The following is a 21,615-nucleotide window of genomic DNA, read 5'->3' as shown; positions in this document are numbered from 1 at the left end:
CGTGGCGCTCCAGCCTCACATCGCACCAGAGCCTGCTCCGCCGGTTCCCGGATCGGTCGACTACCGGCTCAAGCGCCGCCGGCTGCTCGCCGACGTGGAAGCAGGTGTGGTGTCGCGGGCCGAAGCCTGCGACGCTCACCCAGACCTGTTGCGGGCCGCTCGCAACGCCGCTCCGCCCCTCGGCAGGCGCTGCCCGCTGTGCCCCGAGGGCGATTTGCGCATCGTCGGGTACGTCTTCGGTCCCCGGATGGGCAGCGGCGGCAAGTGCGTGCTCTCCGACGCGGAACTTCAGCGCGTCGCACGGCGCAACGGCAGCTTCATGGCCTACGAGCTTGAGGTGTGCCCGGAGTGCGGCTGGAATCACCTCATCCGGAAGTACCCCCTCAACACCGGCTGAATTCGGGGCGCGGCATCACCGCCGGCGTGGTGAGAATCCGAACCGTGGGCATCGCAGTGGCAGGAGTCGGAGTTTCTGGCATCCTCATGGCAGTCCGTTGCGGGCCTCGACTGGCCCGTGATCGGAAGACTGGCCCGGTCTGTACGCCGGTCTGATTGATGACTTCGGCAGGTGACGATGAAGTTTGAGCTCGGCGACCGCGTGATCTACCCCCATCACGGTGCGGCGGAAATCACAGCCCGTGAGGAGCGAGACGAATTTGGCGAGTCCCGCGAATATCTGGTGCTCAAGACTGCCCATGGTGATCTGACCGTCAAGGTCCCCGCCGACATGGTCGACGAAGTGGGCATGCGACCGCCGATCGACACCGACGATGTCGAAGATCTCTTCGAGTTGCTCGCCAAGAAAGACGTCCGCGAGCCCGCCAACTGGAGCCGACGCTTCAAGAATCACCAAGAGAAGCTGAAGTCGGGCGACATCTACCAAGTCGCCGAGGTAGTGCGAAACCTCGCGCTTCGTGAAAACGCCAAGGGCCTTTCGGCCGGCGAGAAGTCGATGCTGGAGAAGTCTCGGCAGATTCTCGTCTCGGAGCTGTCCATCAGCATGGACGTCACCGAGGACGAGGCTCGCCAACAGGTGGAACTGCAGCTCGACGGCTGAGCGAGCAGCGATCGGGCGGCAGAGGCCAGGCCAACAAGATGCCCCGCCAGCAGGGCGCCGCGGCAGCAGCCGCAGGAATCGGCGCATCACGACTGGCAGGCCTCGCACGCACGGCGCTTGTCACCAACATCCTGGGGATCGGCACCATCGGCGATGCCTTCGCTGCGGCGATGCGCATCCCGAACTTCCTGCAGAACCTCCTGGGGGAAGGTGCGCTCTCGGGGGCATTCGTGCCCGCGTACAGCTCGCTGGCCGAGCGCGATGAGCGTGCCGCTGGTCGGCTGGCCGGCGCGATCGCCACGTTCCTGGTCGCGATCACCGCGACCGCAGCGCTGATCAGCATCTTTGCCGCACGACCCCTGGTGCGGCTCATCGCCTGGGGATTCGTGGGTGAGCGATTCGAGCTGACTGTGACGCTCGTGCGCATCACGGTGTGCGGTACGGCACTCGCCGTGCTGAGTGCCTGGTGCTTGGGCGTGCTCAACAGCCACCGGCGCTTCTTCCTGTCCTATGTGGCACCGGTGGTGTGGAATGCCACCCAGATCGCCGTGCTCGTCGGCGTGCTGGCATGGGGGGTCGCTGGCACCGGCCGCGCGACCGCGTTGGCCTGGGGCGTCACCGCCGGTGCAGCAGCCCAGGTGCTCGTGCAGCTACGCGGTGTCTGGCGGGCGGATCAGTGGATCGCACTGAACTTCGGTTGGCGAGAACCGCAGGCAGCAGGAGTCATCAAACGGTTCGGGCCCGCGGTGGCCGGGCGCGGGGTACTGCAGATCTCGGCCTTCCTGGATCTCGCGCTGGCCTCGCTGCTCAGCGTGGGAGCGGCGGCAGCGATGGCCGCCGCGCAGACGCTGTACCTGCTGCCGCTGAGCCTGATCGGCACCAGCATCGCCGCGGCCGAGCTGACCGAGCTGAGCCGCATCCGCGACCCCGCCGCGGTTGCGCAGCGCACATCTGAGCGCCTGTGCGCGACCGCCTTCGGCGTGTCGGGCGTGATGGCCGTCTACTTTGCCGCCGGCGGCCCGCTGACCGACTCGGTGTTCAATCTCGCTGGGCTGCGCAACGCCATCGCGGACGACGACATCACCCTGATCGCACTGGTGCTCGGCGCCTACTCGCTTGGATTGGTCCCGCTCGTGGCATCGCGGTTGTGCCAGAACGTCCTTTTCGCCGCGCGCGACACACGCACCGCCGCTTCGATCGCAGCCATCCGGCTGGCCGTCTCATTGGTCATCGGCGCGGCGCTGATGCTGCCGCTGGACCGGGTGCTCATCTTGGAAGGCGCCCTCACCGGATTCGGCGATATCGAGCTGTTCTCGTTGGAGTCCACCTGGTCACTGCTGGACGCAAAGATCCGCTCCGAACCCGCGTTGCCCGCCCGCCTGGGCGCGGTGGGTCTGGCACTGGGTGCCGCAGTGGGTGCGTGGGTGGAACTGGCGTTCCTGCGTCGAGCAGTCCTGCAGCGCCGACCCTCCAGAACGGGTCTGCCGCGACAGGCCGACTGGCCCGCACAGCGGCTGTTCGGCGGCGCTCTCGCCCGCCACATGGTGCCGGCCGCCGTGGCGTTCGTCGTCGGATTGCCGGTCACGCTCGTGCTGGCGCCGCTGCCGTCAGTGCTGCGAGTTGTGATCGCCGGGTTCACCATGGCAGGGCTTCACGTCGGCTGCGGTTTGGCGCTGCGGTTGCCCGCCGCACGAGCGCTAACTTCGCAATTGTCCGGCGTCATGGGACAGCACCGGCAGCACCCGCCCGACGACGCTCGCGCAGACACCGACACCAACACCGACAGCAACTCAGACCAGTCCCAGTCCCCCACCGACGACAACGAGGGAGGGCCGCCGCGATGACAGCGCAAGCCCCCGTGCACATCATCACCGACAGTTCATGCGATCTCAGCGAGGAGGTCACCGCAGACCTCGGCGTCACGGTGGTGCCGCTGGAGATCCGTTTCGGCATGCAGTCGTTCACTGATCGCGTCGAGCTGAGCACGGCCGACTTCTGGAAGCGCAGTCGCACCAGCGACGAGCTGCCGTCAACGGCCGCTCCCTCCCCCGGTGCGTTTGCCGAGGCATACCAGCGCGCCGCTGACGCCGGCGCGAGCGAAGTAGTCGTCATCACGCTGAGCGGCGATCTCTCTGCAACGATCGAAGCGGCGCAACAGGCGGCATCTCAACCCCCAGAGGGCCTCACGTGCCATGTTGTCGACAGCCGTACCGTCAGCGCAGGCCTCGGCTTGCTGGTCATCGCAGCTGCTGAGCTCGCGGCCGGCGGCGCCAGCGGGTCCGAGGTCGCCGAGGCCACACGAGAGACATCGGAACGCGTCCGCGTCCACGCAGCGCTGGACACGCTCGAAAATCTGCGCAAGGGCGGCCGCATCGGCGCAGCGCAATCACTGCTCGGCTCGGTGCTGTCGATCAAGCCGTTGATCACGGTCACCGACGGCCGCGTCGAACCGGCGGGCAAGCAGCGCACGCGCAGCCGAGCGCTCTCGCACCTCGTCAATCTGGTCGAGGCCGAGAGCTCACATATCTCCCAGATCGCGGTGATGCACGCCGACTGTGACGACGTAGACGACTTCGTCGCGCGGATCGCTCCGCTCACCGTCAGCGAGCCCAAAGTGATGCTGATCGGGCCGGTGGTCGGGGCACATGCGGGCGTCGGCACGATCGGGGTCGTCTATGTCACACAGGAGCGCGCATAGGTGAACTCCCCCGCAGCGCCCCCTCAGGAGTGAGCAGCACAGACCACACCAGCACTGTCTCGAACGACCGGTACGAGCGGCGCGAGCTGCTGCAACCAGGTGCCGTCGAGACGTGGTCCGGTCTGGATCGCACGCTCAATCGGCCCGTCACCATCCGCCGGGCGACGGCTGACAGCGAGATCGGTCATCGGCTGCGCCTGCAGGCCAAGGCGCTCGCGCGGGTGGAGCACCACGGCCTGCTCCACATCCTCGACACCTACGACGACGCGAACCATTTCGCGATCGTCACCGAGCAGCTGCCCACGAGGATGCTCATCGACGACATCACCTCGGCGGGTCCCGACACCAGGCGACTCGCTGCGACGGAGGCAATCCGCATCGTCATCGCGGTCACCGAAGCGCTGGCGGTCCTGCACAGCGCTGGCTTTGCTCACGGAGGGGTCGACGCCGACTACATCGGGTGGCGAGCCGAAGTGGGATGGGTCATTCTCAACGGCCCGCCGACCGACGACGCCGTCACGATTCCCGCCACACGGCGAGCCGACCTGGTGTCGATCGCTGTTCTCGCGCACCGGCTCCTCGCTGGAGCTGCGCCCAAGCGCCGGCCTGATGGGACTTGGGAGCTCGATCACGTTGTGCCCGACGTCGTCGCACCAGTGCTGGCGCGGGCCATCAGCGCGTCGGATCCCTGGCCCGATGTCCCGTCGATGCTGCTTGCGTTGCGTTCGGTCGTGGATGAGTTGCCGGCAACCAACGGCGAACGCTCCGATCGCAGGTCGGTATGGCAAGCCGAAGGGCACTGGTTGGCGCCAGTCGGCGTCTTGCTGGCCGCAGCCGCAACGCTGGTCGGCGTCGCGCTGGTCATCGAGCAGCCGTCTGAACCCGAGACCGATGCGCCGCCCGACACCGATGCGCCCGCCCCCGTCACGGGGACCTCGACGCTGGTCACGGTGGATCCGCCTGCTACCGCGACCACCGCGCCACGCGCCACTCCGCCGACACCGACGACGACCCAGGTTCGTCGCGCGCCGCTCCTGCTCGAGTCCATCACCGACTTCGATCCCGCTGGTGACGATCGCGTCGAGCATCCCGAACGCCTCATCTTCATCAACGACGGCGACCCGACGACGGGGTGGAGCACGGCGCGCTACAACACCCGCGATTTCGGCGGGCTCAAGGACGGTGTCGGGCTCATCGTCGTGCTCGGCGGCGACGAGCCCCAACCAGTGGATCGTCTCGTGATCGATTCTCCCACCGTGGGCTGGGCCTTCGAGGTGTACGCGTCTCGCGAGCGCAATCGCACGTTGATCGACTGGGGCAGCCCCGTCGCGATCGCGCAGGACATCACCGGATCGACAACGCTGGATGTGTCAACCGCCGACGCCGCCGCCCTGCTCGTGTGGATCACCGATCTCGGCAACGAACTGCCCAACGGCGGCCACCGGGTGACCATTTCGCGGATTGAAGTCAGCACCACGCTCGGCGGCACCGTCTAAGCACCACCCAGCACAGATGCCGTGACGCGCCGAGAGGCTGAGCCGCTAGGCGAAGCCGTGGCCCGAGCGGCCCGTGAGCACAACCGCATCAGAATGGCGAACAAGAGCGGGAAGCAACTGGTGCGACAGCGGGAAGGTTTACCTATCAGCGCGGCCTCCAAGGACTGCGTCGCCCATGGCCTTCGCTGCGGGATGGCCCTGTCTCGTAGGCTTCCGCCGATGGTTATGAAGCAGGGGCGACGCCGTCCGCCCGAAAATCCACCCGAGGGAGCTGACGACAACGTCGATGCAGCGGTCGCTCGCTTCGTCGACGTGGTCGAGGCCGTCCGCGCCCGCACGACCGGACCGCTGCTCACCGCTGCTCGCGCCGTTGTGTACGGCCTCGTCATCATGACCGCGGCCGTCGCTGTCGTGGTGCTCATCGCCATCGCCGCCATCCGGGCACTCGACATCGCGGTGCCCGGTGACGTGTGGTCGGCGCACCTGATCGCGGCAGGCGTGTTCGGCGGTGCCGGAGCATGGGCGTGGTCCAAGCGTCGCCCGCGTACGGCGAGCGGGACATGAACGGCGCCGACGGCACTGGATCCGATGATGCCGCCCCATGCGGCACTGGATCCAACGATGCCGCCCCATGCGGCACTGGGTCCCGCGACGTCATCATCGTCGGGAGCGGTCCGGCTGGCCTCACTGCTGCTATCTACACCGCGCGGGCGAACCTGGCGCCCCTCGTCTTCGAGGGTGAGCCCTCCTCGACGAGCGATCAGCCTGGAGGACAGCTCATGCTGACCACCGACGTGGAGAACTACCCCGGATTCCCCGACGGCGTCATGGGCCCCGATCTCATGGTCAACTTCCGCGCCCAGGCGGAGCGCTTCGGTGCCGAATTCGTGACTGCCAAGGCCACGCGCGTGGACTTTAGCGAACGACCGTTCTCGATCTGGGTCGGCGACGAGTGCTACCGGAGCCGAACTGTCATCGTCTCGACCGGTGCACAGAGCCTGATGCTGGGGCTGCCCGACGAGGAGCGCTTGATCGGCCACGGGGTGTCGACGTGTGCCACCTGTGACGGTTTCTTCTTCCGAGGCCACGAAATCGCTGTGGTCGGAGGCGGCGACAGCGCACTCGAGGAGGCCATGTTCTTGACCCGATTCGCCTCCAAGGTGTACGTCGTGCATCGGCGCGACCAATTGCGGGCCTCCAAGATCATGCAGGACCGAGCACTCGCCAACGACCGGATCGAATTCCTGTGGAATCGACAGGTGGTGGAAATCCGGGGCGACGACAAGCTCGAAGGCGTCACGCTCATCGACACCCAAACCCAGGAGCGTTTGGCGCTGGACGTGACGGGCCTGTTCATCGCGATCGGCCACCGACCGAACACGGAGCTGTTCGCCGACTGGCTCGATCGCAAGCCCAATGGTTATCTCATGACCGATGCCGGCAGCGCCCGCACAAACATTGAGGGCGTCTTCGCTTGTGGTGATGTGCAAGACGACTACTACCGCCAAGCAGTGACGGCGGCCGGCTCCGGGTGCCAGGCGGCCATTGACGCCGAGCGATGGCTCGAGGCCCAAGGCCACTGAGGCCCCCCACGCGCTGAGCCGCCATCGGGAGAGACCGCAGCGGTAACCTCGCGACAACCACGAGATGAGGAGCCAGCGATGGCCGAAGGCATTTCCACCTTGGATGACAGCACGTTCGACGAGACCGTCGGGAGTGCTGACAGCCCCGTGCTGGTGGATTTCTGGGCCGAGTGGTGTGGACCGTGCAAGATGATCGCCCCCATTCTCGAGGAGATCGCCTCCGAGCACGACAACATCCGCATCGCGAAGGTCAACGTCGACGAGAGTCCCGACTTGGCCATGCGCTACCAGGTGATGAGCATTCCCACGCTGATCATGTTCCAGCACGGCGAACCGGCAAAGCGCTTGGTCGGCGCCAAGCCGAAGAGCGCATTGCTCGCTGAGATCGGCGAATTCCTCTGATCCGACCGTTCGGCATCGGCGCGGCTGGTCCGCACGTTCGAGACCTGCAGCACCGCCTGAGCGCAACGGGCCATTGGCATGGCCCCATCACCGGACTCTTCGACTCGGCGACCGCCGAAGCCGTCACGTCATTCCAGGCGCAGCGGTCGATCGATGTCGACGGCATCTGCGGTCCCGAGACCTGGTCACTGCTGATCGAGGCAGGGCAGCGGCTGGGCGACCGCCTGCTGTACCTGCGCACACCGAACCTCAGAGGTGACGACGTCGCCGAGGTCCAACGGATGCTCAGTACCTTGGGATTCTCCGTCGGCCGCATCGACGGGATCTGGGGTCCGCTCACCGCGGCGGCGCTCGCCGACTTCCAGGTGAACGTGGGCCTCGGCGGTGACGGTGTCTGCGGCAGCCGCACCGTGGCGACGCTGCAGCGATTGGTGCGACCGCTCGGTGACGCGTCGGTGGTTGCCCACATCACCGAACGTCAGCGTCTCGAATCCGCAAGCGGGCAGCTGGCTGGACATCGCATCGCGGTGGGTGAAGCCGGCGGCCTCGAACCTGTGACCGCCTCAGTGCGGCGCGAGATCGGGCGCGATGGCGCCGAGGTGCTCACCGTTCATCATCCGGACTGGTCGACGCAAGCCGCGCAGGTCAACCGCTTCGGCGCAGCCGTCTACATCGGTTTTGAGATGAAGCCCGCCGCGCCGTCGATCAGCTACTTCCAGGGCCGTCACTTTGTGAGCCGCGCAGGTCGCAAGCTCGCAGCCGATATTGCCGACAGGCTCGAACCAATGTTCGGTGCCATCCCGACCAACGGCATGGGGCTGCCGATGTTGCGCGAGAGCGCCATGCCCGCTGTGCTGTGCCGGTTTGAGCGAATTGACGCTCTACTCACGCACAGTCGGGAGGTGGCCGACGTGGTTGCCGGCTCGACGCGCGACCTGCTCGCCGACGAACCCGCTGCCTGACCGGCAGTTCCAACATTTGCGTGCTTCTCCCCAAGTTATCCACAATTGGTGGACAACAAGTTCAGATTGAGGCTACGAATACCGGCCGTCAGGCTTGTTGGCTGCAAACTCTACATTCGTGATTGTTCGGCGCTCAACCTGTGATGGAGGCTTGAACGTTGGCGCTCAGCGCCTCGTAGAGCCGGCCAAGATCATCCATATCGGCAAATCTGATAACAATCTGTCCCCCGCGACGGCCAACCTGCACCTCGACCGAGGTCGCTAAGGCATCGGCGAGGGCGGATTCGACCTCCAGCACCGCTGCTGGACGATCTGTGCCGGCAGACGGCGCATCGGCGACCTCATCACTCGGCAGCGCCAGTGACGGCTCGCGCTCGGTCTCGGGTTCGACACTGCGGGACCGAACCGCATCCTCGACCGTGCGAACCGACCATCCTTCGTCCACGGCTCGCTCGGCCAGCACCTCAAGTTCGATGAGATCATCGCAGCCGAGCAGCGCACGGGCGTGGCCGGCCGAGAGCTCTCCGTCCATGAGATAGCGCTGCACCGTTACTGGCAATGACAGAAGACGGAGCGAGTTGGTGACCGCCGCCCGGCTGCGGCCCATGCGGCGTCCCAGCTCGTCATGGGTGACACCGAAATCATCGATGAGCTGTCGATACGCAGCTGCCTCTTCCAAGGGGTTGAGATCTGCCCGGTGGACGTTCTCGATGAGGGCGTGAGTGAGGCTCGATTCGTCATCGACAGCTCGGACGACGACCGGAATCGTGTCCAACCCGGCGCTGCGCGCAGCTCGCCAGCGGCGCTCGCCAGCGATGATCTCAAATTGCCCGACAACGCCCGTCTCGCGTACGACGATCGGCTGCAACACCCCGATCTGGCGAATCGAATCTGCAAGAGCTTCGAGGGCCCCAGCATCAAAGTGCTGCCGAGGCTGCAACGGATTGACTTCGACTGCCGACAGGGGCACTTCGCGGTAGGCCGATTGGCCGGTGGGAATCAGTGCACCGAGGCCCCGTCCGAGTCCTCGTTGAGCCTTCATGTGGCTGCTCCTTCAAAGCTCTGCGGCGTGGCGAACTCCCCCACTGCAGCGTGGTTCGTCGCCTCTCGAGGTTGCACAGGCGGGTGTGGATTGCCACGCTCATGGATCTCGCGGGCGAGCTCCTGGTACGCCACGGCGCCGCGGCTGTTGGGTGCATACGCCGTCACCGGCTGACCCACGCTGGGGGCTTCAGACAGGCGCACAGTCCGCGGGATCACCACCCGGCACACACGCTCGCCGAAGTGGCGACGCACATCAGCGACCACTTCAGCGGCGAGCCGAGTCCTGGCGTCGTGCATGACCATGACGATGGCCGTGATGACGAGGGCAGGATTCAAACCTTCGCGCACCATCTCCACGTTGTGCAACAGCTGGCCAAGGCCCTCGAGCGCGTAATACTCACACTGGACCGGCACCAGGATTTCCACAGCAGCGCTGAGCGCATTGACTGTCAGCAAGCCGAGCGACGGTGGGCAGTCGATGAAGATGTAGTCATAGTCATCCGCAATCGGGGCGAGAGCGTGCCGGAGCTTCAACTCACGGCTAAAGGCGGTGACAAGTTCGATCTCCGCGCCAGACATCTCCAACCGTGCGGGCGCAACGGCGAAGTTCTCGATGTCAGTCGGTCGGATGCATTCGGTGATCTCAGCTGAACCGAGCAGCACCTGGTACATCGAAGTCTCGAAAATTCGCGGGTCGATGCCAGCACCAGTTGCCGCGTTGCCTTGCGGGTCCATGTCGACAAGCAGCGTGTTGTGACCAGAGTCGGCGAGTGCCGCACACAGATTGACTGCTGTCGTCGTCTTGCCGACACCGCCCTTCTGATTCGTCACCGCGATGATGCGGCCCATGCGGCCTCCGTTCACTGACGACTGAAGATCGCCAATTGGAGTTCAGAATACGCCAGTCACGAGCCGCCAGGAGATCCGTTTTCGGCAATGTTTCACGTGAAACACATGAGATACGGTGGATCGCGCCATGTTGACAGCGGATGACGGCCTGCTCACCGTGCTTGGTCACAGCCAGCGCCAGGGCTTTCTCGGCCCGGGAGAGCTCCTGACCCATGTTTCCCATGCGCGAGCCCACGACGACGCCGCTCATCCAATGCCTGGGCAACAATGGTGTGATCTCGGCAGCGGCGGGGGAGTGCCAGGACTGGTGATGGCCCTCGTGCGACCCGAGGTGCAATTTGTGCTGCTGGATCGGTCCCGGCGGCGGACAGACTTCCTCAAGACCGCTGTGCAGGACCTCAGGCTCGCTGATCGCGTCGCAATTGCGCTCGGAGATGCCGCTGAGCTCGCTCGCCTCCCTGAGCATCGTCACGCCTACGACGGCGTGGTCAGCCGGGCATTCGGTCCCCCGGCTGCAGTCGCAGAATGCAGTGCCGGGCTGCTGAAACCTGGCGGCAGGCTCATCGTCAGCGAGCCTCCCGGCAGCGACGAGACACGCTGGCCCGCCGAGCCTCTTGCCCGGATCGGCATCCGTTTCCTGCGCATGACCGGACATGCACCAACGTTCGCGGAGCTCGTGCGCCTGGCAACACGAGATTCGACCTACCCCCGAACGTGGAAGCAGATCCGCAAACGCCCTCTGTATTGACCCCGGATTGATCCCGGTGCGCGACTATTCCTCGTCGGCCGGGCTGGAGGGCACCAACACCACTCGCCGTCGCGGTTCATCACCCACCGAGATGGTGTCAACACCCTCGATCTCGTTGACGGTGTCGTGCACTACCTTGCGATCGGCCGCATTCATCGGCTCGAGCCCGCGTTCGGTCCCACGCTCCCGCACGGCACCGGCAAGTTCACGAACGTATGCCTCGAGCGCCTCTCGGCGTCGCTGCCGATAGCCACCGACATCCACCCGCACCCGCGCACGGCGAATACCCGGCAGCCTGCGCTGGAGCATGGTTTTCGCGACCTCCTGGAGCGCAACTACATGACGGCCGCGCGGGCCGATGAGCAGGCCCAGCGCCTCGTTCTCGCCTTCAAGATTGATCTCGAAGCTGTCGTCATCCGCGGCCACCGGCACAGCCTTGGCCTCGATGCCGAAGGCGGCAACCAAACCGTCCAGGAACTCCTGCACCATGGTCTGCTGTTCTGCTGTCGTTGTCTCGCCTGTCATCTACCTCTCCTCTGATCGGACCATTCTCACCGAACCGCCGACTGGCACGCACCCGGTTCCGGGTAAAACTGGGCGCAATACGCCCGGTACTTCATCAATTCGCCGTCGGAACGAACCAGTCGCGGTCGCGGCACGTACTGCTTGCGGCTCCAGACGACCACATCCTGCTTGACGTCGTGAACCTGCAGGCTCGAAACGATCTTGTTCATGATGGGTGCTCGCATCTGCCGCGGCAGAAAGGCTAAGCCGGCGATGGGACGCTTCGGATTTCGTATCTCGCGAACCTGCGAAACGATAGACAAATCGATCAGCCTGCCGTCCACCGGTGTAGCCAATACCCACAGCCGGGCATCCATGCCAATCGTCAGTTCGGTGAATTCGACATACGAGTAGCCCAGCCCACTGAGGTTCGCAACTGCCTCCACCTCGAGGTGCATCCCGACAACCTTGGCGATCTTGCGGTCGGTCGCGAACCCGAATCGGCTCTCGAGATACGGACCCTCGATCGTCACTGGCGTCTCGTTCGTCACATTGCCGTAGCCGTGGATATAGCTCAGGTGCGCAATGTCGACGGAGTTCTCGCTCGTCTCCTGGGGATGGCCGGGGAACTGCAGCGTCCGGACCTCGATATCGCTCCACCCAGTGCCTGCAGACGGCGCGTCAAGAAGCTGCCACTGCGGCGGGCGCCCTTCCAGACCCCACCAGGCGAACAGCATCCCGTTGATCTCGCTCGTCTCGAACACGCTCAACGTTGCCGAGCGGGCAGAGGCCGCCGACGGGGTGGCGACACATCGCCCATCGGCGTCATACTCGAAGCCATGAAAGGGACAGACGAGTCGGCCATTGACGACCCGACCCCCAGCAGCTGGACCCAGCTGTGACCCCAAGTGAGGACACAGTGACTCAGCCACGCAAATCTGGCCGCCCTCGTCGCACCAGATGACAATGTTCTCGCCCATCCACGTCTTGGAGATGAGTTTCGACCGCTCGACTGCGCGCCGCGTCGTCAAAAAGTACCAACCCTCGGGAAACGGTGGCAGCGAACTATTGTTCGTCTTCTCCTTCGGTCCGGTCGGCACGGTTTCACTCACCTCGCCCGAAGCCAACGGCCGTGACTTCCTCACGAGCTTTGGGTTCCGGCAGGATAACTGTTTCATTGCGCTCGCCGAACCGGCGGGCTGTACCCTTGCCGACATCGCGAGCAACACGTATGCCCCAGAACCCTCTTCCCGAGATGTCTAGCGAGACCGTCGATTCGACGGCGCCAACCGCCGTGCCGACGCTCAGCCTTCCCGAAGAACTCATTTTGATGCTCCTCAATGAGGAGACCGGCTATTTCCATCAAGTCCCTGGTTGGCACCTGAACTGTGCCATAGCCGGTGCCGCAATCGCGGAGTTATCTCTGCAAGCTCGCGTCGACACCGATATGGACCAGTTAATCCTGCTGGACAAGACGCCCACCGGTGACCCTGCGCTGGACTTCGCGCTTCACCACATCAGTGCTGAGGGTGATACGAAGGACGCCCAGTATTGGGTCGAGCGACTCGCACCTCATGCAGAGATGATGATCGATCTAACTTTGGATCGGCTGACCAATACCGGCATGCTCGAGCACCACGACGGCAACTTCTGGACGCTGTCTACGGCCGTACGACACAGCGATTACATCACTGACAGTGGTGACGACACCGCTGTCGGGTTCATCAAGACTCGCATCGGGAAATCAATATTTGCTGGCGCAATCCCGAGTCCGCGAGACGTCATCATCATCGGTCTCGCCAATACCTGCGATGTCTTGCGCTTCATCTTCGACCTTGATGATGAAGCCGAAGATCGGGTCCAACTTCTCCGCCAGATGGATCTGATCGGTCAGGCCATCGCCAACGCGGTTGAGCACAATCTTGCCGGCCCGTCGCTTCGGCACACCGCGTTCACTAAGCAAATTCCAGTCGTGCCACTGCGACGAATGATATTTAGTCGCCATGCCCTTCGAGGCAACCTGCCGGCCTATTTTGCTGACCTCCAGCAACGCTTCGGGCCTATTTTCCACATCAAACCGCCGTTCCGAATGCTTCCGGACATGTATGTCTTGGCAGGCCCCAAGACCAATCGATGGGTCCATCGTTATAGCCGAATGTACATGCGTTCACGCGACTACTTCCGGGGCATTGAGGCGGCATATCATGCATCTGGCCTACTCCCGGCACTGGATGGCGCTGAACATTTCCGTATGCGCAAGGTCTTGCGTGCTAGCTATTCCCGGTCAAATCTTGAGCGACAATTGCACAAAGTACACGCCGACGCAATCGCTCATATTTCAGGTTGGCAGAAAGGTGACACGTTCAAGCTTGTGCAGATGTGTCACCATTTATCCAATGCACAGCTCTCCCCGTTACTGGTCAACGTCGACTCGCAGGACGTTGTCGACGACATCATCGCCTACAAGCAGCGTGCATTGAGCACACATGTGGCGAGAGTATTACCTAGGTTCCTGCTGCATACGCCCAGCATAAGGCGAAAAGCGAAATCCATCGTCAAAGTGGTCGACCGGATCCAGCGTTCCCATACGTCGGCCCAGCGCTCCGGATGCCCGCGAGATCACGCAGATGAGTTGCTCGCGCTTCACAGCCATGATCCGGTGTTCCTGCCGGAATCAAATCTCAAGTTCGCGTTGTCAGCACCAGTACTCGCCGCGATGTACGTCGGCGATGAACTCGGCTTTATCTTGCATTGCCTCATAACGCGCCCCGACATCTACCGTCGAGTACAGGTGGAAGCCGACGTCGTATTCGGACACGACGAGCCGAGGTGGGATTTGCTGGATTCCGACGAAGTCGACGTCACCCAGCGCTTCTTGAAAGAGTGTCTACGACTGTACCCAACGATTCCGGGTTCGATCCGCACGGTGATGAACTCATGCGTGGTCGAAGACTATGAACTGCCCATCGGGGCACGAGTTTTTGTCGCCGCCACGGCTTCGCACTACCTGGACGAAGTCTTTCCCGATCCTCATACGTTCGACATCGACCGCTACCTGCCGGCGCGCGGCGAGCACCGTACGCCGGGCTACGCACCGTTCGGGCTGGGCACTCACAATTGCATGGGCCAGCGACTCGTCGAGCTGCAGCTCGTCTCCAGTGTGCTGCTATTGGCTCACCACTTCACCTTCGAACTGAAAAAGCCCAATCGCAAGCTGAAGATCAATCCGTTCCCGTCGATGTCGCCGTCCATGAGGATCAAGGTGGTTATCAAGGAGCGGCGGCACGAGCCGACTGTTTGAGGTCACTAGCCCCGCTGGAGCATCCAGTTCAAGAAGTCGAGCCCGACGGCTTTGGCGCACCGGCGCGTCCCGAAGATCGGGAGCGACGACGGCCGGACCGGCCGCCTCGGTTCTGGCCCTGGCCTCCGCCCTTGCCTCGCTGCCCCTTCTGCTGCCCGCCACCGGATCGCCGACGGGAACGTCGACGATCTCGTCGCTGGTCGCCTACTCGCGGCGGCGGACCGGTCGGGCGAACTCGCACGCGTACGCGAGCAGGGTGGTGCCGGAGCCCCCAACGGGAACGAGCCGGCTCGGCGAGGATCTCGATGTCCGCGTCTTCGGCCGCTATCGACAACGCATCGAGGGCACGATCCCGTGCTTCGGTGACGGTGTTGCCGGTCACCACGATCCACTCCATGATTAAGCGCCCTCATTTCCCACCGCAGCCGCCGGCGCGCTCATCGTTTGCGGCGATTACGGGTCTTGCCGTCGCCTGAGGTGCGACGACTCTGGATGGGCTTGGTCTCTGGCGCCGGTTCGGCACGCCTGCGCTTGCGGCCTCGCCCCCCGGGGCGATCCCGACTCGACGATCTCGCGCCACGACGCGCGCTCTTGCGAGCGTCGTCCACTCGTTCTTCCGACGAGCGGGTCCGGCGGACTGCTGGCGGTTCCACAGGCTCAGTCGGGGCCGGCTGCGGGGCAGGTTCGCTCGCGGGGTCTCGTGAGCCAGCCCGACGTTCCGCGCTGCGGCGCTCACGCTCAGCCCGGCGCGCCGCCTCGGCGTCGAGTGCCTTGCGTGAACGCTGATTCGGAACCTGCCGCGGCGCCTCGGGCTCAGGCTCGGGGACTGTCTCTGCTTCGATGACGCCGGCAGCGGAATCGCTCTCCACCAGCGGTTTCGGCGGCTTCATCGTGGCGTGGATGAAGGCCTGGGTCAGCATCCGGTAGATGCTCGACACGATGAAGTAGGGCACCAGTGCAGCGGGCACGAAGAAGCTGAAGACCGGCAGCATGAAGGGCAGGTACTTCATCATGATTTCCATCTGGCGATTCGGCATGGCCGAATTGCCACGCCGCCTCGCCATCTGGCGTTGCTGGAGCCAAGCCAGCACGAAGGTGACCGCGACGAGTCCCAGGTACGGGAACCCCTCGACGAAGTCAGCTTGGATGACGTCCTTCGCCGCCTTGGACAGGTCCATCCCCAAGGACCGCATCTCGCCGCCGGCAGCGACGATGTCTTGGTACATCGCCGATTCAGGACTCAGGTTCCTGGGAAACGGGTTATCGACCGGGTTGTCTTCGGGAATGCGCAGATTCCAGATAACCCGGTACAGCACGATGAAGATTGGAATCTGAACCAGGTTCGGCAAGCAGCCGCCCAGGGGGCTCACCCCATGGGACTGGTACAGCTTCATCATTTCTTCGTTGAGCGCTTGACGGTCGCCAGCGTGTCGCTTGCGCAGCTGCGCCATCTCTGGCTGCAGGGCCTGCATCTTGGTCATCGACTTGGCGCCCCGCAGTGTGAGCGGGGTGAACACCAGCATGATTGCCAGAGTCAGCATGCAAATGGCGAACGTGTAGTCAGCCAGCAGCGAGTAGAACCACGCCATCACGGCGGCGAGGCCGTCAAATATCGGATCAGCCCAATCAAACATCAGCGCATCCCTGGTTCAGTCACGGCGAGTGCATGTCCGGCCCGGTGAACCTGGTCGCTGTGCTGTGGAACCGGGTCGTAGCCCCAGCCGCCCCAGGGATGGCAGCGGCAGATACGCCGCAGGGCCAGACAGCTTCCGCGCCCCGCACCCCACGAACGTACGGCGTCCAGTGCGTACTGCGAACACGTCGGATCAAACCGGCACGACGGCAACCGCGAGCGGGGGAGCGCTCGATACAGCTTGACCGCCGCGATCAATGCTCGTCCGATAGGCCCAGATCTCATTTCGGCGAGTTCGGCGGGCTGTTCAGCGCCCCCGCCGCCGACAGCAGCTCCACCAGCTCGGCCCGAGCTCGTCGATAGGTCACCGCCGGTGCCGCTGCGCGAGCGCCGAAGAGGTAGCGACCGGGCGCCATGTCGCTCGCGAACTCGCGCAAGAGGGCTCGCAGACGCCTGCGAATCCGATTGCGCATCACTGCTGTTCCCAGACGGCGGCTGAGCGCGAACGCCACACGCGGCCGCCCCAAGCCGGGGTCGGCTGCGAAGGCCATCCACAGCAGCTCGCTGTCGAATCGACGACCGCGGCGCAGCGCTGTGAAGTCGGCCCCGCTGCGGCACGAATCGATCAGGCGCTCAGCCGTTGCCGGCCCTTGCGTCGGCGAGAGTTCACGATCGCCCTGCCTGCGCGGGTGGACATGCGATGGCGAAAGCCGTGCCGGCGTGCCCGTCTGCGGTTGTGTGGCTGGAATGTACGCTTCACGCTGCAGCCTCCTGGAGGGTTCAGGCCGCGGGCGGTTCCGCGAATTGCGGTGCGACGGCCGGAGCGTGCCCGGACCTTGGCCCGAGAGCACTGACAGCCTAGGGGTGCTGATGCGGGGCGGCACCGGGGTTCGGTGCAGTCGGCGCGTCTGTCCGGGCGCGCGTATTCCGCGCGCGATCGCTCGCGACGATCGCAGTGGACCTACGGACACAGCGCGCGTCAATGCAGCAATTCTCGACGGCATCCGCTGGTTGTGCGGGCGTTTTGCGCCTGTCGGCATGCTGTCGAACACCGGTCAACTCCCGCTTGGCAGAGGTCCACGAAGACGCGTTTGCGACAGGGGCAGCGCGGCCATAGGTTCCGACCACCGGATGCCGCTTGGTGACTCGAAGGCGAACAACACGTTCCCCCCGCACACATCGGCCGCAGGCGAACGAGGTTGTCGTAGTGAGTTCTCCGCAGGCGGAATCCGCAGCCGACGGACCCCACGGCCGGCACGACATTTCGGCGCCATCGGAATCTTTCGAGGCCCCTCAGGGCACCTCGAAGGCTGCGGCGACGGCGGGAAGCACGCGCGCTAACACCGACGAGCTGTGGTCGCAGTGCCGCGAGATATTGCGAACCACGGTGTCCGACGCGCTGTGGCTGGGCTACTTCCGGCACCTGGAGGCGCTGCACATCGACGGTGAGCTTGCCGTACTGATCGCGCCGAGCAACATGATCCGCGATCGCATCCAGAGGCGATACATCCCCATGCTGCACGCCGCCTTCGAGCAGCTGCCCGTACGCCCGCAGACCTACGAGATCGAGACCCGTCCCGAACTCAGCGAGCTCGACAGCGCCAACGGCACCGATGCCCAGCAGCACGACCTCGATGGCATCGACGACGACGATGCCCCACTCAGCGACGACGCCGAAGCGTGGCACCCAGCCGCCGGCGCGGCCCAGGCGCCGCCGGCCCGCGCCTCCACAGCGACAGACACGGCCGTCACGTCACCCGAGGTCACCACGCCGTCGCGCCGGGTCTCCGGCGTCGACATCACCAACCCCCGGTACACCTTCGAGAGCTTCGTCACCGGGAGCAGCAACCGCTTCGCCCAGGCCGCGGCGCTTGCGGTCGCCGAAACGCCAGGCGTTGCTTACAACCCGCTGTTCATTCACGGAAGCACCGGGCTCGGCAAGACCCATTTGCTCCAGGCCATAGTGAACTTTCTGCAATCCACGCTGCCGGAGCATCGTGTGCGGTACGTCTCCACCGAGACGTTCCTCTCGGAGTTCATCGAGGCCATCCGCACGAACACCACGCCGGCGTTCAAGCGGCGCTACCGCGAGCTCGACGTCTTGCTGCTCGACGACATCCAGTTCATGGAGGGCAAAGAAGGCTTACAGGAAGAGCTGTTCCACACCTTCAACTCGCTGCACGTCGCGGGCCGGCAGATCGTCATCTCCTCAGATCGTCCGCCCCGCAGCATCGCCACGTTGTCGGATCGACTGCGCAGCCGCTTCGAGTGGGGCTTGATTACCGACATCCAGCCACCGGATCTGGAGACCCGGGTGGCCATCTTGCGCAAGAAGACCGAGCACGGCCATGTGCCCGACGAGGTGCTCGAGCACATCGCCCACATCATCACGAACAACATCCGTGAACTCGAGGGTGCGCTGGTACGGGTCACGGCGTACGCCAGCCTCACGCGCAGTCCGGTCTCGCTCGAGATGGCCCAGCAGATTCTCAGCGATGTCCGCGAGCCGCAGGAGAAGCCGATCACCACCGACCGGATCCTGCAGATGACTTCGGACATGTTCGGTTACAGCATCAGCCAGCTCACCAGCCAGGGCCGCCAGCAAGGCCTCGTAAAGGCCCGCCAGATCAGCATGTATGTCATGAGGGAACTCACCGACTTGAGTTATCCCGCCATCGCCAGCGTCTTCGGCGGCCGCGATCACACCACCGTGATGCATGCCGTCAAGAAGATCAACGGTCTCCTGCCTGCAGAACGCAGGGTGTACGACCAAGTCGCACAGCTGATCGCTCACGTCCGGGCTGCCTGAGGCCGACGCGACGACTGCTGTCCGCTGTGCGGTTGACGGCTGGATCTAGGGTGTCTCCACACGCTGTGGACAACGAGTGGAAAAGTTCTCGACAGACCTCGGGAAAAGTTGCGATTATCCACCGCGGAGTCGGCGACGCGAGAAAATGGAGGGTGTAGCTGTGGACGCGGCAAGCAAGACTGTTGACAGCCTTCGTTGGGCTGATCTGCGACAACGGCCAGTCATCCACAATCCACAGCCCCTACAACCACTACTGAATAACTATCAACCTTCTCTTTGAGGATTGTCTGTCTCATCGGTCCGGTAAGGCCAAGGAGAACCACCTGTGAAATTGCGCATTGAACGAGACGCATTGGTAGAGCAGCTGGCCTTGGCCAGCCGAGGGGTCAACGCGCGCGGTGGTGGCCTGTTCGTGCTGACCGGCTTGCATCTACGCGCCGACGAGGAAGGTCTCGCTGTCACCGGCACCGATCTCGACCTGACGGTGCGCACACGTCTGCGCACCGCGGTGGAGGCGCCGGGAGAGACCGTCGTGCCCGCTCGCCTGCTGACCGATATCGCGCGTGCTCTGCCGCCAGGCGAGGTCGATCTGCAGGTAGCCGATGATGAGGCTCAGATCACGAGCGCACGAGCGCAGTTCTCGGTGCGGACCCTGCCGACTGCCGACTTCCCGACCTTGCCCCAGCCCGCCGGCGATGATGTCACGGTGCCTGCTGTCGACCTCGCGCAGGCCTTCCGTCAGGTCGTCCGCGCGGCGAGCTCCGATGACGCCCGCCCGATCCTGACCGGCGTGCTCATGGCCGCCCGGGGTGATGGTCTGCGATTGGTGGCCACCGATTCCTATCGCCTCGCCCTGCGAGACCTCCCCGAGGCACAGGTGCTGGGGCCGGGCCAGCAAGTACTCGTACCCTCACGGGCGCTTGAGGAACTGGGCCGGATCCTTGACCCGAGCAAAGACGTGATCATGCGCTTGGGGGAGAGGGAAGTCACCTTCGAAGTCACCGGCGATTCCACCTCGGCGCAGGTGACCTGCCGCCTCATCGCCGGCGACTTCCCCAGCTACGAACCGTTGATTCCCGACTCTCACGACAACCGCCTTGAGATAGACCGCGGCGCATTGCTCGATGGCGCCCGCCGGCTCCGGCTGTTGGCCCGCGACACGAATGCACCCCTGCGCATGGAGTTGCGGCCTGACAGCATCGAGCTCACGGTCATCAGCCAAGACGTGGGCAGCGCAAGCGAAGAAATCGATGCTGCCTACGAGGGAGAACCCACCACGGTGGCGTTCAATCCCGACTACCTCATCGATGGCCTCGAGGCGGCAGGCGGTGACACCGTCGAGCTCGTGCGGCTCGATGCGCTGAAGCCTGCGGTGCTGCGGGCACCTGGGCAGGGCGAATTCTTGTACCTGCTGATGCCCGTGCGGGTGTCGTGATCGTTGCTTGGCTGAGCATCGAGAACTTTCGCAATCACCGGGCGACGAAGCTGTCGTTCGACGCGCAACGGACGCTCATAGTCGGTCCGAACGGGCATGGCAAGACCAACCTGCTTGAGGCGATCGCCTTGCTGGACGGTTCGGGCTCGTTCCGCGGGGCGAGCGCGGAGACGCTCGTGCGCTCTGGCTGCGAGCGGGCCTTCGTGCGTGCCGAGATCCAGCGGAATCGCCGGGCGCACCTGGTGGAGATGGAGATCGCTGCAGGCGGTCGATCTCGCGCCCAGGTGAACGGACAGCGGGTGCGCTCACTGCGCGATCTTGCCGAGGTCGTCAGCACCGTGGTGTTCTGCCCCGCAGACCTGTCGATCGCAGCGGGAGGGCCGTCGGTGCGTCGCGAGCTGCTCGACAGCGTGCTGACCGTCACCGACCGAGAGTACCGAGCGACGCGGCTTGATTTCGAGCGGATCCTGCGCCAGCGCAACAATCTCTTGAAACAGGCCGGTCACCGTCCCGACGCCGAGGCCATGACGGCCCTCGATGTGTGGGACGCGCAGCTCGCGACCGCCGGCGAGGTCATTGCACGCCGGCGTGAGGCCCTGTGTTCGGCGCTGAGCGCGCCGGCAGGGGCCGCCTACGACCAGCTCGCGGGTTCTGCTGTGGAGCTGCGTCTGTCCTACGCGGCCGAGTGGCGCCATCACACGCTCGCTGAAGCATTGGCACAGGCTCGGCGCGATGACCTGCGGCGCGGCACAACAACCGTGGGCCCGCACCGCGACGACATGACGGTCTGCCTCGATGGCCTGCCGGCACGCACGCACGCTTCCCAAGGCGAGCAGCGCAGCATCGCCCTGGCGTTGAGGCTGGCGCAGCATCGCTGCACGGCCCAGATCAGCAAGGTCGAGCCGGTCGTCTTGCTAGACGACGTGTTCTCCGAACTCGATGAGGACAGGGCCCGCCGGCTCGTCGGCTGCCTTCCTGCCGCGCAGATCGTGGTGACCTCGGCGACCGGACATGTGCCGTCTGGGATCGAAGGGCACAGCCACGTCCACGTTCGCGACGGCGAAGCGGCGCCCGCGAAGCGCTGAGCGGTTGAG

Annotated in this window: 24 protein-coding genes and 1 pseudogene; 15 read left to right on the top strand and 10 right to left on the bottom strand. The window is 64.7% G+C overall.

Annotation, left to right across the window (positions count from 1 at the left end):
- Position 1: 1 nt before the first annotated feature.
- The 9 genes from ACOOF5_RS06460 to ACOOF5_RS06420 all read left to right on the top strand — a co-directional run bounded on the left by ACOOF5_RS06460 (position 2) and on the right by ACOOF5_RS06420 (position 8,198).
- A complete protein-coding gene (locus ACOOF5_RS06460) occupies positions 2-397 on the top strand; it encodes a DUF5318 family protein (protein ID WP_419837321.1) in 396 nt (131 codons plus the stop codon).
- Between the two features lie 177 nt (positions 398-574).
- Positions 575-1,057: a CarD family transcriptional regulator gene (locus tag ACOOF5_RS06455; RefSeq protein ID WP_420437705.1), complete on the top strand. Its 483-nt coding sequence runs from the start codon at positions 575-577 to the stop codon at positions 1,055-1,057.
- Between the two features lie 38 nt (positions 1,058-1,095).
- Positions 1,096-2,901 carry a murein biosynthesis integral membrane protein MurJ gene (gene murJ / locus ACOOF5_RS06450; protein ID WP_420437704.1) on the top strand — a complete coding sequence of 602 codons (1,806 nt, stop codon included), beginning with the start codon at positions 1,096-1,098 and terminating at the stop codon, positions 2,899-2,901.
- Complete coding sequence (locus tag ACOOF5_RS06445) at positions 2,898-3,755, top strand: DegV family protein (protein ID WP_420437703.1); 858 nt, start codon at positions 2,898-2,900, stop codon at positions 3,753-3,755. Before murJ ends, ACOOF5_RS06445 begins: the two co-directional genes overlap by 4 nt.
- A gap of 29 nt (positions 3,756-3,784) precedes the next feature.
- Positions 3,785-5,251, top strand: coding sequence for a hypothetical protein (locus ACOOF5_RS06440; RefSeq protein WP_420437702.1), 1,467 nt, complete (start codon positions 3,785-3,787; stop codon positions 5,249-5,251).
- 219 nt (positions 5,252-5,470) lie between these two features.
- Positions 5,471-5,815, top strand: a complete 345-nt coding sequence (locus ACOOF5_RS06435; RefSeq protein ID WP_420437701.1) for a hypothetical protein — start codon at positions 5,471-5,473, stop codon at positions 5,813-5,815.
- Positions 5,770-6,834 carry a thioredoxin-disulfide reductase gene (gene trxB / locus ACOOF5_RS06430; RefSeq protein WP_420437700.1) on the top strand — a complete coding sequence of 355 codons (1,065 nt, stop codon included), beginning with the start codon at positions 5,770-5,772 and terminating at the stop codon, positions 6,832-6,834. Before ACOOF5_RS06435 ends, trxB begins: the two co-directional genes overlap by 46 nt.
- A gap of 78 nt (positions 6,835-6,912) precedes the next feature.
- Positions 6,913-7,236, top strand: coding sequence for a thioredoxin (gene trxA / locus ACOOF5_RS06425; RefSeq protein ID WP_420437699.1), 324 nt, complete (start codon positions 6,913-6,915; stop codon positions 7,234-7,236).
- A complete protein-coding gene (locus ACOOF5_RS06420; protein ID WP_420440909.1) occupies positions 7,227-8,198 on the top strand; it encodes a peptidoglycan-binding protein in 972 nt (323 codons plus the stop codon). The genes trxA and ACOOF5_RS06420 overlap by 10 nt, the downstream gene beginning before the upstream one ends.
- Before the next feature lie 133 nt (positions 8,199-8,331).
- Here the strand turns inward: ACOOF5_RS06420 and ACOOF5_RS06415 are convergent, their stop codons facing one another.
- Both ACOOF5_RS06415 and ACOOF5_RS06410 read right to left on the bottom strand, forming a co-directional pair.
- The gene (locus ACOOF5_RS06415) at positions 8,332-9,240 is read right to left on the bottom strand and encodes a ParB/RepB/Spo0J family partition protein (RefSeq protein ID WP_420437698.1); all 909 of its coding nucleotides are present in this window, start codon (positions 9,238-9,240) and stop codon (positions 8,332-8,334) included.
- Positions 9,237-10,091, bottom strand: coding sequence for a ParA family protein (locus tag ACOOF5_RS06410; RefSeq protein ID WP_420437697.1), 855 nt, complete (start codon positions 10,089-10,091; stop codon positions 9,237-9,239). Before ACOOF5_RS06410 ends, ACOOF5_RS06415 begins: the two co-directional genes overlap by 4 nt.
- Positions 10,092-10,218: 127 nt before the next feature.
- Between ACOOF5_RS06410 and ACOOF5_RS06405 the strand changes: the two genes are divergently transcribed.
- Positions 10,219-10,839 (top strand): 16S rRNA (guanine(527)-N(7))-methyltransferase RsmG, encoded by a 621-nt coding sequence (locus tag ACOOF5_RS06405; RefSeq protein ID WP_420437696.1) that lies wholly within the window; start codon positions 10,219-10,221, stop codon positions 10,837-10,839.
- 24 nt (positions 10,840-10,863) lie between these two features.
- Here ACOOF5_RS06405 and ACOOF5_RS06400 read toward each other — a convergent pair whose 3' ends face one another.
- The 3 genes and pseudogenes from ACOOF5_RS06400 to ACOOF5_RS06390 all read right to left on the bottom strand — a co-directional run.
- On the bottom strand, positions 10,864-11,328 hold the full coding sequence (locus ACOOF5_RS06400) for a protein jag (RefSeq protein WP_420437695.1): 465 nt from the start codon (positions 11,326-11,328) through the stop codon (positions 10,864-10,866).
- Positions 11,329-11,390: 62 nt separating this feature from the next.
- Positions 11,391-12,107: a hypothetical protein gene (locus ACOOF5_RS06395; protein WP_420440907.1), complete on the bottom strand. Its 717-nt coding sequence runs from the start codon at positions 12,105-12,107 to the stop codon at positions 11,391-11,393.
- An 81-nt stretch (positions 12,108-12,188) separates the two neighbouring features.
- A pseudogene (locus ACOOF5_RS06390) lies at positions 12,189-12,323 on the bottom strand (Rieske 2Fe-2S domain-containing protein); the annotation flags it as partial.
- Between ACOOF5_RS06390 and ACOOF5_RS06385 the strand changes: the two are divergent.
- Together ACOOF5_RS06385 and ACOOF5_RS06380 are read left to right on the top strand one after the other, a co-directional pair.
- On the top strand, positions 12,310-12,606 hold the full coding sequence (locus ACOOF5_RS06385) for a hypothetical protein (RefSeq protein ID WP_420441021.1): 297 nt from the start codon (positions 12,310-12,312) through the stop codon (positions 12,604-12,606). The pseudogene ACOOF5_RS06390 and the gene ACOOF5_RS06385 overlap by 14 nt on opposite strands.
- Positions 12,599-14,644, top strand: a complete 2,046-nt coding sequence (locus ACOOF5_RS06380) for a cytochrome P450 (RefSeq protein ID WP_420437694.1) — start codon at positions 12,599-12,601, stop codon at positions 14,642-14,644. Before ACOOF5_RS06385 ends, ACOOF5_RS06380 begins: the two co-directional genes overlap by 8 nt.
- 28 nt (positions 14,645-14,672) lie before the next feature.
- Here the strand turns inward: ACOOF5_RS06380 and ACOOF5_RS06375 are convergent, their stop codons facing one another.
- Genes ACOOF5_RS06375 through rpmH form a run of 5 tightly spaced genes read right to left on the bottom strand, consistent with a single transcriptional unit; the run spans position 14,673 to position 17,037 of the window.
- Entirely contained in the window at positions 14,673-15,041 is a 369-nt protein-coding gene (locus ACOOF5_RS06375; protein ID WP_420437693.1) for a Jag N-terminal domain-containing protein, read from the bottom strand.
- Positions 15,042-15,081: 40 nt separating this feature from the next.
- Positions 15,082-16,278 (bottom strand): YidC/Oxa1 family membrane protein insertase, encoded by a 1,197-nt coding sequence (locus ACOOF5_RS06370; RefSeq protein ID WP_420437692.1) that lies wholly within the window; start codon positions 16,276-16,278, stop codon positions 15,082-15,084.
- The gene (yidD, locus tag ACOOF5_RS06365; RefSeq protein WP_420437691.1) at positions 16,278-16,562 is read right to left on the bottom strand and encodes a membrane protein insertion efficiency factor YidD; all 285 of its coding nucleotides are present in this window, start codon (positions 16,560-16,562) and stop codon (positions 16,278-16,280) included. The genes ACOOF5_RS06370 and yidD overlap by 1 nt, the downstream gene beginning before the upstream one ends.
- Positions 16,559-16,903, bottom strand: a complete 345-nt coding sequence (gene rnpA / locus ACOOF5_RS06360; RefSeq protein WP_420440905.1) for a ribonuclease P protein component — start codon at positions 16,901-16,903, stop codon at positions 16,559-16,561. The genes yidD and rnpA overlap by 4 nt, the downstream gene beginning before the upstream one ends.
- Positions 16,903-17,037: a 50S ribosomal protein L34 gene (gene rpmH / locus ACOOF5_RS06355; protein ID WP_419840726.1), complete on the bottom strand. Its 135-nt coding sequence runs from the start codon at positions 17,035-17,037 to the stop codon at positions 16,903-16,905. Before rpmH ends, rnpA begins: the two co-directional genes overlap by 1 nt.
- A 447-nt stretch (positions 17,038-17,484) precedes the next feature.
- On the opposite strand from rpmH, the gene dnaA reads away from it, so the two are divergent.
- From dnaA to recF, 3 genes are all read left to right on the top strand, one after another.
- Positions 17,485-19,086, top strand: coding sequence for a chromosomal replication initiator protein DnaA (gene dnaA, locus ACOOF5_RS06350; protein ID WP_420437690.1), 1,602 nt, complete (start codon positions 17,485-17,487; stop codon positions 19,084-19,086).
- 325 nt (positions 19,087-19,411) lie between these two features.
- Complete coding sequence (gene dnaN / locus ACOOF5_RS06345) at positions 19,412-20,521, top strand: DNA polymerase III subunit beta (protein ID WP_420437689.1); 1,110 nt, start codon at positions 19,412-19,414, stop codon at positions 20,519-20,521.
- Positions 20,518-21,606, top strand: coding sequence for a DNA replication/repair protein RecF (recF, locus tag ACOOF5_RS06340; protein WP_420437688.1), 1,089 nt, complete (start codon positions 20,518-20,520; stop codon positions 21,604-21,606). The genes dnaN and recF overlap by 4 nt, the downstream gene beginning before the upstream one ends.
- Positions 21,607-21,615: the final 9 nt, after the last annotated feature.

It is taken from the genome of Candidatus Poriferisodalis sp., from assembly GCF_965214215.1.
Taxonomy (GTDB): domain Bacteria; phylum Actinomycetota; class Acidimicrobiia; order Acidimicrobiales; family Poriferisodalaceae; genus Poriferisodalis.
The sequence above is the reverse complement of the archived record's forward strand: the minus strand, read 5'-3'. Positions and strand labels throughout refer to the sequence as shown.